At 50.2% G+C, this 13396-nt stretch carries 16 protein-coding genes; all 16 read left to right on the forward strand.

The window, feature by feature from the left end:
* Nucleotides 1–15 precede the first annotated feature (15 nt).
* The 16 genes from hslU to C162_RS06265 all read left to right on the forward strand — a co-directional run bounded on the left by hslU (nt 16) and on the right by C162_RS06265 (nt 13384).
* Complete coding sequence (gene hslU / locus C162_RS06190; RefSeq protein WP_036692477.1) at nt 16–1416, forward strand: ATP-dependent protease ATPase subunit HslU; 1401 nt, start codon at nt 16–18, stop codon at nt 1414–1416.
* A gap of 376 nt (nt 1417–1792) precedes the next feature.
* The gene (gene flgB, locus C162_RS06195; protein ID WP_036692479.1) at nt 1793–2200 is read left to right on the forward strand and encodes a flagellar basal body rod protein FlgB; all 408 of its coding nucleotides are present in this window, start codon (nt 1793–1795) and stop codon (nt 2198–2200) included.
* 6 nt (nt 2201–2206) lie between these two features.
* Entirely contained in the window at nt 2207–2653 is a 447-nt protein-coding gene (gene flgC, locus C162_RS06200; protein WP_036692480.1) for a flagellar basal body rod protein FlgC, read from the forward strand.
* 29 nt (nt 2654–2682) lie between these two features.
* Nucleotides 2683–2991, forward strand: a complete 309-nt coding sequence (gene fliE, locus C162_RS06205; RefSeq protein WP_036692482.1) for a flagellar hook-basal body complex protein FliE — start codon at nt 2683–2685, stop codon at nt 2989–2991.
* A 34-nt stretch (nt 2992–3025) separates the two neighbouring features.
* Entirely contained in the window at nt 3026–4615 is a 1590-nt protein-coding gene (gene fliF / locus C162_RS06210) for a flagellar basal-body MS-ring/collar protein FliF (RefSeq protein ID WP_036692483.1), read from the forward strand.
* Between the two features lie 4 nt (nt 4616–4619).
* On the forward strand, nt 4620–5636 hold the full coding sequence (gene fliG, locus C162_RS06215; protein ID WP_036692485.1) for a flagellar motor switch protein FliG: 1017 nt from the start codon (nt 4620–4622) through the stop codon (nt 5634–5636).
* On the forward strand, nt 5629–6477 hold the full coding sequence (locus C162_RS06220; RefSeq protein WP_036692487.1) for a FliH/SctL family protein: 849 nt from the start codon (nt 5629–5631) through the stop codon (nt 6475–6477). The genes fliG and C162_RS06220 overlap by 8 nt, the downstream gene beginning before the upstream one ends.
* Nucleotides 6470–7783, forward strand: a complete 1314-nt coding sequence (gene fliI, locus C162_RS06225; RefSeq protein WP_036692488.1) for a flagellar protein export ATPase FliI — start codon at nt 6470–6472, stop codon at nt 7781–7783. Before C162_RS06220 ends, fliI begins: the two co-directional genes overlap by 8 nt.
* A 6-nt stretch (nt 7784–7789) precedes the next feature.
* Nucleotides 7790–8233 carry a flagellar export protein FliJ gene (fliJ, locus tag C162_RS06230; protein WP_036692490.1) on the forward strand — a complete coding sequence of 148 codons (444 nt, stop codon included), beginning with the start codon at nt 7790–7792 and terminating at the stop codon, nt 8231–8233.
* An 18-nt stretch (nt 8234–8251) separates the two neighbouring features.
* A complete protein-coding gene (locus C162_RS06235) occupies nt 8252–9202 on the forward strand; it encodes a MotE family protein (protein WP_235218363.1) in 951 nt (316 codons plus the stop codon).
* Nucleotides 9203–9224: 22 nt separating this feature from the next.
* Nucleotides 9225–10700, forward strand: coding sequence for a flagellar hook-length control protein FliK (locus C162_RS06240; RefSeq protein ID WP_036692491.1), 1476 nt, complete (start codon nt 9225–9227; stop codon nt 10698–10700).
* 27 nt (nt 10701–10727) lie between these two features.
* On the forward strand, nt 10728–11261 hold the full coding sequence (locus C162_RS06245; protein WP_036692493.1) for a flagellar hook capping FlgD N-terminal domain-containing protein: 534 nt from the start codon (nt 10728–10730) through the stop codon (nt 11259–11261).
* Nucleotides 11258–11641: a TIGR02530 family flagellar biosynthesis protein gene (locus C162_RS06250; protein WP_036692495.1), complete on the forward strand. Its 384-nt coding sequence runs from the start codon at nt 11258–11260 to the stop codon at nt 11639–11641. The genes C162_RS06245 and C162_RS06250 overlap by 4 nt, the downstream gene beginning before the upstream one ends.
* A 123-nt stretch (nt 11642–11764) precedes the next feature.
* A complete protein-coding gene (gene flgG, locus C162_RS06255) occupies nt 11765–12583 on the forward strand; it encodes a flagellar basal body rod protein FlgG (protein WP_036692497.1) in 819 nt (272 codons plus the stop codon).
* A gap of 112 nt (nt 12584–12695) precedes the next feature.
* Nucleotides 12696–12920, forward strand: a complete 225-nt coding sequence (locus C162_RS06260; protein ID WP_036692499.1) for a flagellar FlbD family protein — start codon at nt 12696–12698, stop codon at nt 12918–12920.
* Entirely contained in the window at nt 12917–13384 is a 468-nt protein-coding gene (locus C162_RS06265) for a flagellar basal body-associated FliL family protein (protein ID WP_036692501.1), read from the forward strand. The genes C162_RS06260 and C162_RS06265 overlap by 4 nt, the downstream gene beginning before the upstream one ends.
* Nucleotides 13385–13396 lie beyond the last annotated feature (12 nt).

Consider the following 13396-nt stretch of genomic DNA (forward strand, 5'->3'; position numbering starts at 1 on the left):
AGGGAGGAAGTCACAATGGTGAATCAATCGCTTACGCCACGCCAGATCGTAACAGAGCTTGACAAATATATCGTAGGTCAAAAGCAGGCCAAGAAATCAGTGGCTGTTGCCCTCCGCAACCGGTATCGGCGGAGTCTGTTGTCCGAGGAGCTGCGGGATGAGGTTGTGCCTAAGAATATACTAATGATTGGACCTACCGGTGTAGGTAAAACAGAGATTGCCCGGCGTCTGGCCAAGCTTGTTAACGCCCCGTTCATCAAAGTTGAGGCCACCAAATTTACGGAAGTCGGCTACGTGGGGCGCGATGTGGAGTCGATGGTCCGCGATCTGGTTGAGACCTCTATCCGTATGGTGAAGCTGGAGCGCACCGAAAAGGTGAAGGACCGCGCAGAAGAGCTGGCGAATGACCGGATTGTGGCGATCCTGGTCCCGTCCACCTCGAAGGGTAAATCGCAGCGCAATCCGTTTGAGATGATTTTTGGCGGAAACAACGGCGGGACGGAAGATACTAAGGAAGAGCCGGAGGACGGAAGCCTGAGCGAACGCCGCAGAGGGATCAAGTTCAAGCTGCTTGCCGGCCAGTTGGAAGATGATGTCATTGAGATTGATGTCGAGGACACGACGCCTTCGATGATGGATATGTTCGCGGGCCAGGGGAACGACCAGATGGGCATGAATATGCAGGAGATGTTCGGCAACCTGCTGCCTAAGCGTACGAAGAAGCGTAAGTTGCCGATCCGTGAGGCCCGCAAGGTGCTGATCCAGGATGAAGCGGCCAAGCTGATTGACACAGACGACATGATTCAGGAGTCAGTAGCCCGCGCAGAGCAATCCGGGATTATTTTCATCGATGAGATCGATAAGGTAGCCAGCCAAGGCAAGGGCTCAGGTCCCGATGTATCCCGTGAAGGCGTGCAGCGTGATATTCTGCCAATCGTCGAGGGATCAACAGTCATGACCAAATACGGGCCTGTGAAGACAGACTACGTGCTGTTCATCGCTGCAGGCGCTTTTCATATTGCCAAGCCTTCAGATCTGATCCCTGAGCTTCAGGGACGTTTCCCGATCCGTGTGGAGCTGAGCAGTCTTACACTTGAGGACTTTGTATCTATTCTTACGGAGCCTGAGAACGCACTTACGAAACAATATGTACATTTGCTGCAGACGGAGAACATTGAAATCCAGTTCCAGAAGGAAGCTATTCAGGAAATTGCCAAGATCGCGGCCTCCGTGAATCAGAATATGGAGAACATAGGGGCACGGCGTCTTCATACAATCCTGGAAAAGCTGCTGGAGGATCTATCATTTGAGGCGCCTGAGCTGACGCTCGACAGGGTGGTCATCACTCCGGAGTATGTTCGCGAAAAACTGGCAGGAATCGCGCAGGACCGCGACTTAAGCCAATATATCCTTTAAGATGACAGAGCCATAAAATCATCAATATAGGTAATTCGAATTATGGTTATGTAAATTTGATTCTAATTTCATGCATAAAAAGTTAAAAAATTCTATAATAAAGCAGTAAATGTAATATAAAAGGAAAATAATTGTAAAAACATGCTTTAAGCCCTCTCTTTTCTGAAAAGATAGGGCTTATTTCTTATTGTAATAATATACAAATTCTAAGAGAATCAATGTATGTGAGATTGATATAAGAATCATTCATCGACATGGTTCGACTTAATGACGAATATGTTGTGAAAAAAATGACTTTATTTGTCGAAAATAAGCAGGGATTTGAACAAAGTTGTGGAATTCTTTTCATTATGATAGGTTTGGAAGGGGGATTACTATGGGTTTGCTGAACAGTGTCAGTTTTCAAAGATTACAAGGAGGCCTTGATGCCGCCACCAAACGACAAAGTGTTCTGGCTAATAATGTAGCAAATAATGATACACCAAATTTTAAACGTTCAGATGTTAGCTTTGAGAGCTTCCTGAGAGATCAGGAGGGCGGACTTAAAGCTACTCTGGGTGCGAAGGTTTCAGACTCCCGCCATTTCCGCTTCGGGACAGTAACCGGCATGCCGGCTGCTGTGGTCAGTACCGATGAGACTACATCTATGAATAACAACGGCAATAATGTGGATATGGATCGTGAACAGGCGCTGAGCGCCGAGAACCAGCTGAGATACAACTCTTATGTAGAACAGCTGAACAGTCAGATCACAATGATGCGTACAGTTGTACAGGGAGGGTAATAAATAATGAACTTTGGCAGCAGCTTTGGTATTAGCGCCTCGGCTTTAACCGCCCAGCGTCTGCGGATGGATGTGATCTCCTCCAATATCGCCAACGCCGAGACCACAAGAGCCTCCGTGGTGGACGGTAAAGCCGTACCTTACCGCCGTAAGCTCACAGTTCTGGAAACTACCCAGGCTGACAGCTTCGCGAATATACTCGGCTCCAAGATGAGCGGCGGCAATGATGGCGTCAAGGTGAAATCGATTATCGAGGATTCTTCTCCGCTCAAGCCCGTATATAATCCGAGCCATCCTGATGCGGACGCTGACGGTTATGTATATATGCCGAATGTGGATGTGACCAAGGAAATGGTGGACATGCTGTCTGCCTCGCGTTCTTACGAAGCGAATGTTACGATGCTGAACGCATCCAAATCCATGGTGACCAAGGCGCTTGAAATCGGCCGGTAAAATGAATTGACTGTCTAGGAGGAGAAGAATTGATACAGAATTTATTGATCGGGAACCAGGCGGTTCAGCCGCTCGCTATGAAGTCCGTAGCTGCAGAATCCTCAGCCGTGCAAGAGCCGGGACAGAGCTTCGGTTCATACCTGGAGAATGCGCTTAACCAGGTAGCAGATCAGGAAGAACAGGCGAAAGACATGAGTAACAAATTTGTACTGGGAGAGGTCAACATTGATGAGGCTATGATTTCGTCCCAACAGGCATTGCTGAGTTTGCAGTTGACTACACAAGTCCGGAACAAAGTAATTGAAGCCTATCAGGAAATTATGAGAACTCAAATCTAAATGATCCTAGCTACGTTTCGGATGGGGTGACACTGTGAATGAAAGATTGGCCCAGTACCGGGAGAAGATAACCCAGTATTGGAACAGATTCAGCGGTAAACAGAAGATAATGTTTTTCTCCACTCTGTTTATTATCATTATAGTAATCGTAGTTACGACTATGCAGTTATCGAAGGTAGAATACGAGGTTGCTTTTCAGGACCTGGACAGTACCGATTCAGCGGGAGTTATGAGTTATTTGGATACATCAGGGGTGTCTTACCGTTTAAGCCCGGATGGCAAAAGTATCTCCGTTCCCAGCACGGATGCTGCACGTATCAAGATAGCTGTTGGTTCTCAGGGGATCGTTCAGCAAGGGTCAATCGGGTACAAGGTGTTCAATGAATCCTCGTCCATGATCGGCACTACAGACAGTGAATTCAATGTTAAATACAACAATGCGCTTAATGGTGAAGTTGAACAGCTGATGAGAAGGATGCAGGGGATTAAAGACGCCAAGGTTCTCATTACTCTGCCAAAGGAGACGGTATTCGCCTCACAGGAGGATCAGGAGAAAGCGCAGGCTTCCGTGGTGATGAGCTTTGATCCGGGATTCAGACCCTCCCAGGAGAATATTGACGGTTACTTCAATCTCGTGAAGACCGCTGTCCCGAATCTTCCCATCGACAACATTACGATCACTAACAACGAGGTGGAGCTGAAACCGACGGCCAAGGGCGGCCAGGCGGGGATCTCCAGCCAGGTTGAAGAGAACTTCGCACTCAAGAAGAAATTCGAAGATGATGTCAAGAAAGATGTCAAACAATTCCTGAGTACCCTGACAGGTCCCGACAAGGTCGATGTCCTGGTGTTCTCCAAGCTTAATTTCGATAAGGAGAACAGAAAGGAAGATGTTGTAGTACCGGTGGATGCTGAGAATATGAAGGGGATTGAGATCAGCTCGCAGATTATCAGCAAAACGTTCTCGGGCCAAGGGAACACATCCGGAGGAGTCGCGGGTACAGGGTCTGAAGATGTTGCAGGTTATCCTGCTGGGGCTGACACAGGTGCTTCTTCTTCTGAGGAATCATCGGAGACAAGGAACTTTGAAGTTACGAGAATCACCAAAGATATTATCGCAAGTCCATATACTGTAAAAGATTTAACCATAAATGTCGCGGTTGAACCACCTGCAGGACAAACAACTTTGGACGAGGCTACTTCAGGAGCGATACAAAACATTCTGGTCAACATTGTCCGCGCCTCGCTGGCAGATTCAGGTATTACTTATACAGACGCGGACCTGACCAAAAAAGTTTCGGTATTCTCGCAACAATTTGGAGGTGCCACTGCCGAGAATACATCCGGAGGACTGGCAACTTGGATGATCTGGGCCATCGGTGCGGCTGCTCTGCTGGTCGGTGCAGGCGGAGGTTATCTGATCTACCGCAGCCGCAAGAACAAGCAGGAGGAAGAGGTGGAAGAAGATATTCCGCTGCAGGTTCCTACCGAGTTCCCTTCAATTAATATGGATAGCGTGACGAATGAAAGTCAGGTCCGCAAGCAGCTGGAAAGTCTGGCGAAGAAGAAGCCGGATGAATTCGTAAATCTGCTCCGCACTTGGCTTGCTGAAGAACAGAGGTGAAGAGATGGCAAAAGCTAGCCAGCAGGGACTCAGCGGCCGTCAAAAGGCGGCGATCCTGCTTATCACACTAGGGCCTGAAGTATCGGCACAAATATTCAAGCATCTGCGGGATGAGGAAATCGAACAGCTGACGCTGGAAATTGCGAATGTACGCAAAGTGGACAGCGGGGAAAAAGAGTCGATCATGTCCGAATTCCATCAGATCTGTCTTGCACAGGAATATATCTCTCAGGGTGGTATCAACTACGCCAAGGAGATCCTTGAAAAGGCGCTCGGCTCGGCAAAGGCGCTCGAAGTGATCAACCGCCTGACAGCAACACTGCAGGTAAGACCCTTCGATTTTGCCCGCAAGGCAGATCCGAATCAGATTCTCAACTTCATCCAGAACGAGAATGTGCAGACCATTGCACTTGTACTCTCTTATCTGCAATTTGAACAAGCGGCCTCTATCCTGTCTTCTCTGCCTCAGGAGAAGCAGGCCGAGGTAGCCAGAAGAATAGCGATTATGGACAGCACCTCTCCAGAGGTCGTAACCCAGATCGAACGTGTGCTGGAACAGAAGCTGTCTGCTACAGTCACCCAGGATTATACGAATGCAGGCGGTATCGAATCGATTGTACAGATTCTAAACGGTGTTGACCGCGGTACAGAACGGACTATTCTCGATTCCTTGGAAATTCAGGACCCGGAGCTGGCCGAAGAAATCAAGAAGCGGATGTTCGTCTTCGAAGATATCGTCAATGTGGATAACCGTTCCATTCAGCGGATTATCAAGGATATCGACAACGCGGACTTGCAGCTTGCGCTCAAAGTGGCCAGCGAGGAAGTGCGGGATGTTATCTTCCGCAATATGTCTAAGCGTATGGCTGAGACCTTCCGCGAGGAAATGGAGTATATGGGACCCGTGCGGCTGCGTGATGTGGAAGAAGCACAGACCCGCATCGTAGGCACGATCCGCAGACTCGAAGAGTCTGGTGAAATTATCATCGCCCGTGGCGGAGGAGATGACATTATTGTCTAAGCTGATCAAACATTCTCAATATATTCCCGTAGATGTGCTGAAGCGTCTTGAACAGGCCAGACATCATGCAGGCCTGACTGAAGAGCCGGCTCCAGAAGAGCCTTCGGGTGAAGTCCACTACCAGGACCCCGCCAGGGAGGCAGCGGAGCAGTCCCGCAAGCAAATGCTGAAGGATGCTCAGGAGTTCGCGGAGAGTCAAGTCCGCAGCGCTTCCGAGGAAGCGGAGAATATTGTGGAATCAGCACGGACTGAAGCTGAAGAATGGTGGCGCGAGCGTAGAGAACAGGATGAGCTGCTGATCGAAGCCGTCAAATCCGAGGGCTATCAACAGGGGTATCAAGAAGGTCTGGCCCAAGCAGAGCAGGAGATGTCCCGGCGTCTCGCCGAGATGATGGACGAAGCGCAGACCGTGCTTCAGGAAGCGTACCGGGCAAGAGATGTAATTATTCAGGAGGCGGAGCCGTTTCTTGTAGAGCTAAGCTGTGATATTGCTGAGAAAATCGTGGACAAGCAACTCACCGTTGAACCGCAATTTGCGATGGATCTGATCCGTAAGAATCTGGCCCGCAAACGTGAGCAGGGGCTGATCTCACTCTGTGTGTCTCCTGCACAGTTTGCTTTTGTCAATGCGGCCCGTGAAGAACTCTCGCTTGCTGTGGACTCTCAGGCTGAGCTGCAGATTCTCCCGGATTCAACGGTCAGAGATCTGGGGTGTGTGATCCGGTCTTCCTTCGGCAGCATCGATGCCCGGGTTGATACCCAGCTTGCCGAAATTAAAAAAGAACTGCTAAGAATCGCTCTGGACTCAGATGAACACAGAAATGGGGACGACGATGCTTGACAGCAGAAGATACAAAGATCAGCTGCGTAACTTCGATCCGGTAAGGATTAACGGTAAGGTTACTCAGGTTATCGGGCTGATGGTGGAGTCGGAAGGGCCAGACGCCAGCATCGGTGATGTGTGTTATATCTATCCTGCCAAAGGAAGTAAGCCGCTTCAGGCAGAGGTTGTAGGGTTCCGTGATAACAAGGTGCTGTTAATGCCGCTTGGCGAACTGCAGGCTATCGGGCCTGGTTGTGATGTAGTGGGCACCGGCAAGCCGCTTAGCGTTCAAGTCGGCTCGGAGCTGCTCGGGAAGGTTCTCGACGGTCTGGGACAGCCGCTGGATGGTTCACTGATACCGGCCAGAATGCCGCACAGCTCCACCTTCAACATTCCGTCCAATCCGCTTAACCGCCCGCGGGTCGCCGAACCGATCAGCATTGGAGTCCGGGCTATTGATGGACTTTTGACTATCGGTAAGGGGCAACGTGTAGGGATTTTTGCCGGCTCGGGTGTGGGGAAGAGTACACTGATGGGCATGATTGCCCGAAACACCTCGGCAGATGTCAATGTGATTGCGCTGATCGGTGAACGGGGCAGAGAGGTGCTTGATTTCATTGAGCGCGATCTGGGACCCGAAGGTCTTCAGCGTTCGGTGGTCATTGTGGCCACTTCCGATCAGCCTGCACTGATCCGGATTAAGGGGGCGCTGATCGCCACTACGATTGCCGAGTACTTCCGCGACCGTGGTCTGAATGTCATGCTGATGATGGACTCGGTAACACGTTATGCGATGGCGCAGCGTGAGGTAGGGCTAGCAGTCGGCGAGCCTCCGGCGATGAGAGGGTATACACCTTCTGTATTCGCCAGTCTGCCTAAGCTGCTGGAACGTGCTGGGACGGGCCCTACAGGCTCAATCACCGCGTTCTACACGGTGCTGGTTGACGGTGACGATATGAACGAGCCGATAGCAGATGCTGTGCGCGGCATTCTGGACGGACATATTGTTCTGAACCGGAATATAGCCAATAAAGGACATTTTCCAGCGATCGACGTTCTCGCAAGCATCAGCCGGGTGATGAAGGATATCGCCCCGGAGGAGCAGATTGCAGCGGCCGAGAATGTGAAGCGCCTGATGGCGGTATATAAGGATTCCGAGGACCTGATTAACATCGGAGCCTACCAGAGGGGCTCTAACGCGCAAATCGATGAGTCGATGCATTACATCGACAGCATCTGGGATTTCACCAAGCAAAAGGTGAACGAGAAGGTAACCCTCAGCGAAGTGCAGCAGACTTTAATTTCACAGTTCTCGAGGAGTTGATTGATCATGAGATTCCATTATACTTTTCAAAAAGTGGTGGACTTGAAGGGTAACGAAAAAACACAGGCAGAGTGGATGCTCTCAAGCGCGCTCGGAGAACTGCAGGCACAGGAAAAAAGCCTTGATGAATTAACTGGTCAGCGCAGCACGCTGATGTTGTCCCTGCAAAGTGCAGCACAGCAGAAGACACCGATGGCTAAGCTTCGTGAAATGCAGGATTACGTGGATTATCTCGACAAATGCATTGCCCGTAAGCATTCCGACATTAGTAGGGCACATGTTGAGGTTCAGAATAAGCAGGATCACCTGAGTACGAAGGTTCTGGATGAGAAGGTATGGCTCAAAGCCAAAGACAAAGCACAAACCGCATTTCTGCAGAATATGAGTTTACGGGAACAAAACGAACTGGATGAGATGGCTACCGTCCGCTTCGCGATGAAATCCCTCTAACCCGGGAGGTTTCCGCTAGTGGCAAATAATCAGATGGAACTTGAAGATGAAGGGTCGGCAGGCAAATTAGAGCGTTTTTTGTTCTTGATGATTCCAATCATTTTCACGCTTGTACTGCTTGGGGTACTGCTCACCCTATTTAATATGGATATCCGCAATAACGTGTTGGCGATTGCCAACAAAATTCCTGTTATAGAGAAATGGGTGCCTGATCCGCCCGCGGACCCGGCAGCGCCGGGTGAAGCCGCAGAGGAGAATCCGCCCGCAGAGAGTAAAGAGCAGGCCGCGAGCTCCGCGAGCACGATCAAAGAACTCAAAGCTCAACTTACCGCTGGGGAGGAAAAACTGAAGAAGGCTGAAGAAGACAAGGCGGCGGAGACAACCAAGGCCGAAGCACTTCAAAAGCAGGTTGATGAGTTAAAGACCGCTGCTGAAACGGCCGCAGCCACCGAGGAAGAGGAAGATCCTTATCTGAAGAAAGTGACGGATCTGGCTAAGCTGTATGCCGGGATGAAGGCCTCCAAAGCGGCGCCGATTATGGAGAATTTGACTACCGATGAGATGGTTCAAATCTTCAGTGTGATGAACAATGCCAGCAAAACGGCCATCCTGGAAAAAATGGATGCCAAAAAAGCGGCAGATGTCTCCATAAAGCTAAAAGAAACCACAAATTCAACCGATATGGCTATTGCAGCCCTGCAATCCCGGCTAAAGCAGGAGGCTGGTACTGCTACTCCCAAGCCTTCAGCTAATCTGGATCAGGAGAAGCTAGGCCAGACCTTCACCAGCATGCCCGCTGCGGATGCGGCAGTGCTGCTTGGCTCCATGTACAGCCTGAGTCCGGATAAAGTCATCACGGTGCTGAATACGGTCAGTGACTCGGTCCGCTCCTCCATTTTGGGGGAGATGACCAAGAAAGACAGCAAGCAGACAGCCAAAATTGTCAACCGTCTGATGGGCGGGAAATAACTTTTGAAGGGAGGTGAAAAAGATGAGTATTATTCTACAAACCTTAACCGCAGGCAATCTGGCTGCTTCCGGCGGAACAACGCAGGGGACAACCGGGACAGTTAACCCGTCGATGCCATTTGCCCAGACGCTTGTGCAGAGCATGGGGGGAGTTACGACTGCCAAAGGCACTGAGACTCCCGTAGCCGGTAATTTAGCTTCATTATTGCAGGGACTCCTCAGTGCTGTTCAGGCTAAGGGAGAAGAGGCAGGCAGTACAGATGTTAAGCAAACGAAGCTGCTGGAAGGTCTTGTGCAGGATATAGAGAAGCTTGACACCAGTCTGGAGGCTGATCCGGCACTAATTGCTGCGCTTCAAAGTTGGCTGCTTCAAGTATCTGCTCTTGTGTCCGGCAATCCCTCTCCAGGTTCACAGGATGCCTCAGCTACTGTTGCTGACACATCCATCAGCTTGTCGCCACTTGCCAAGAACCCTGAAACCCTGCGCTTTGCCATTCAAGATGAACTGAACAGCCTGGTTCAACGGGTTCAGATAGCAGCTGTCAGCGGGGATCAGGAGACTGCTGCCAAAGGAGCTGCGCTTCTAAATCAATTCTCAGCTATTATGGCGGAGAGTGCACCTGTTAATCACAAGTCCATGGCTAACAAGACTCCAGCAGTTGTTGATGCTCCAGCGGTGTCGCTTAAGCAGGCAACGGAAAGCGAGCCTAGGGTGGGAATGTATAGCAAGGGAGATTTGGCAACGGATGTCCGTAGGTTATTGGGGGCTTCAGCGAGCACAGGTTCCATGTTGAATGCAGCAGCTGTGGCTGGCAATTCCGAAGCTGTAACTGCACCTGAGGGTTCCACTCCTATTGCCGCGGTAGTGACTGCCACATTGAAGGAGACAGTGTCTGCCGAAGATCCTTTACTATCTGGAGAAGGGACGACTCAGGAGCCGGAGGTTGTAACGGCCGGCCAATTATCGCTGCGGCACGGAATTACTGCACCGCTGAAGGCGGAAGCCGCGCCAGTGCCGGTCCAGCAATTCGCCCAGGAGATGAACACCTTCATCAGCGGTAAGCTTGAGATTGTCAAGAAGGGCGGAGTGGCTGAAGCTACGATCACCTTATTCCCAGAGAATCTTGGACAAGTGGATGTGAAGATTACCATGCAAAACGGAAATCTGGTGGCACAGTTCATGACCCAGCATGCCGGAACCAAGGATATGCTTGAGCAGCAGATGAGCCAGCTTCGATTGGCATTGCAGTCCCAGGGACTTCAGGTAGAGCGCCTCGAAGTGACGCAGAACAACAACTCCCCTCAGTCACAGTGGACCGGAGGGCAGGGTCAGCAGGCAGGCGCGGGCGGACAGCAGCAAGGCAGACGTTCGCGGGATCACCAGGAAGAATCAGCAGATGCCGTGCTCGCCGCAGAGCTTAATGGCGAATGGAAGGATTGGGTTTCTGCTACTCAGCAGGATACCAACCAGAGCGGCGGATTCTCAACCAAGATTTGATGAACAGAACAAGCGAGGTGAAATAATATGGCAACGAATCCCGTGTCTAACAGCAACCAGTGGAATTATGTAGCGAATGATAAGACACCCAAGACCACAGGTACCTCTACACTGGGCAAGGATCAGTTCTTGAAAATACTGATTACCCAGCTGCAGAACCAGGACCCGATGCAGCCGATGGAGGATAAGGAATTCATCGCTCAAATGGCTCAATTCTCATCTGTAGAGCAGCTTATGAACATATCCACCCAGCTTACAGCACTGAATCAGTCCCTTGGCTCGGTGTCAGGATTGATCGGGAAGGATATCACCTGGACGGATGCTGAGACGAAATTGCCGAAATCGGGCAATGTTGAATCGATTGTTGTCAGCAGCGGGGTACAATACGCAGTGGTAGGCAAGGAGCGTATTGCTCTAACAGATATTACGCAAATTCAGAATGCTGGTACTACACCTCCAGCGGGCAGCGAGACTCCAGCGGCTAGCGAGAGTCCAGCAACCAGTGAGACTCCGGCAGCCAGTGAGACTGCGACAAACGGGGAGAGCGGGGAGACATCATGAGTGACAGAATAACTATCGGACAATTATATCCGGCAGCTGTACATCCTTCCGCCTTGCAGCGTCAGCAATCTGTTAAGGGCTCCTCAAGTCCTGAAGCGTCGTTCGAGAGTGTGCTGCAGAAGAATATCCTGAAGTTCAGTAACCATGCAGCTAAACGCCTGGAGCAGCGGGGAATCGAGCTTGGCAGCCGCCAACTGGATCAGATCTCCACTGCGGTAGACAAAGCAGCCGCCAAGGGCAGCAAAGAATCTCTGATTCTTATGAAGGATATGGCACTTATTGTTAGTGTGAAGAACCGGACAGTTGTTACAGCGATGGATGGCAATTCAATGAAGGACAATGTATTCACGCAGATTGACAGTGCAGTAATTATATCTTGACATCGGCTGGTCCTTACTGGAGAGCCGATAGTGGCTGCCGACCGACTGACGCGGCCACCACTCCAGCTTCATCTTTCAATTCTTAAGAGTCAGAAGACTCTATAACCGGGAGGACGATTAATAATGTTAAGATCTATGTACTCAGGGGTTTCAGGTATGCGCGGATTCCAGACCAAGCTTGATGTCATTGGTAACAATATTGCGAATGTCAATACCATCGGCTTCAAGTCTGGACGCGTGATGTTCAAGGATATTATGAGCCAGACTGTCTCCGGGGTTACAGCACCTGGGGAAGAGGGACAAGGCGGTGTCAACGCCAAGCAGATCGGTCTTGGAGTGAGTATCGGTTCAATTGATACCCTGCACACCGGTGGTAGTGCAATGACTACCAATAACCCTACAGATTTGCGGATTGAAGGAGACGGATTCTTTCTGGTGAAGCTTTCGGGTGATCAGGAGATTCCATTCCTAACCCGTGCCGGAGATTTCCATGTGGACGCCAGCCGTAATCTGATTACATCGGATGGCCTGCATGTCGTTGACTCCGGGGGCGCACCCATTCAACTCAGCGATGATGCAACGGGATTCTCCATCTCCAGTGACGGAACAATTGTGCAGACGATGGCGGACGGCACTACTGAATCCGGTGTTCAAATTGGTGTTGGCAAAGTCAGTAATCCGGGAGGGCTTGAGAAAATTGGCGGCAACCTGTACCGGATGACATTAAATGCAAATGCTGAAGGGGCGTTGGAGCCGACGACTGCCAATAATGCAGAAGTGGGAACTGGTACCATCGTTCCAGGCCAACTGGAAATGTCCAATGTGGATCTGACCGGCGAGTTTACAGAAATGATTGTTACCCAGCGTGGATTCCAGGCGAATTCGCGGATTATCACCACTTCCGATGAAGTATTACAGGAAGTAGTTAATCTGAAGCGTTAAGCCTGAACCGTAATATGTAATTTGCTGAATAATAACGTTTTGCCCGCAGCGGAAATGTTATTACAGTCGTGGGGGAGGATCTCCTCCCCCTATTTAGGTTAGGAGGCCTGTCATGATTTCGGTAACAAGATTGAACGGGGCGGGGATGTGGCTGAATTCCCTGCTGGTTGAAATGGTTGAAGAATCACCGGACACGTATATTACGCTGGTAACCGGCAAAAGACTGATCGTGCTTGAAAAAGCCGATGAAGTCATTAGCAAGATTAAGGAATATAACAGGGACATAGGCACACACGCTGCCACCATTAAAGTCCAGTCAATGGAGGAGCTTTCATGAAAAAGATGCTGCCATGGCTCATCACGATATTGCTGGCCGTTACACTTATCGTAGTCGCTGCATTCTTACTAATGGACAAAATTTTCCCAGGTGATGGGAATGAAGTGAGCAAGGCTGTCCAGAACGTGGAGACGAAGAAGATGACTGCTGATCAAATTGTTGAGATGACAGCCGAAATCAAAGATATCAAAACTAATCTTGCCGATCCCGATTACATCCTTTCAGTTGACATCGCGCTTCAATTAGATTCGGCGTCGTCCAAGGAAGAATTCGAAAAGATAAAATCTATTAAAATAACACCGCTGATTATCAAAGCGATTGCCGATGCCAAACCCGAGGAGTTGAATGGGGCCAGCGGCAAAGATCAGTTCAGCAGCAAACTGGTGAATATCATCAATAAGAACCTGACAGAAGGTTCCATCACCCAGATTGAATTCACCAAATTCATACTGGCATCTATGTAGCTGCAGGCGGGT

The sequence above is a fragment of the Paenibacillus sp. FSL R7-269 genome, assembly GCF_000517865.1.
In the GTDB taxonomy this organism is placed as follows: Bacteria; Bacillota; Bacilli; order Paenibacillales; family Paenibacillaceae; genus Paenibacillus_AQ.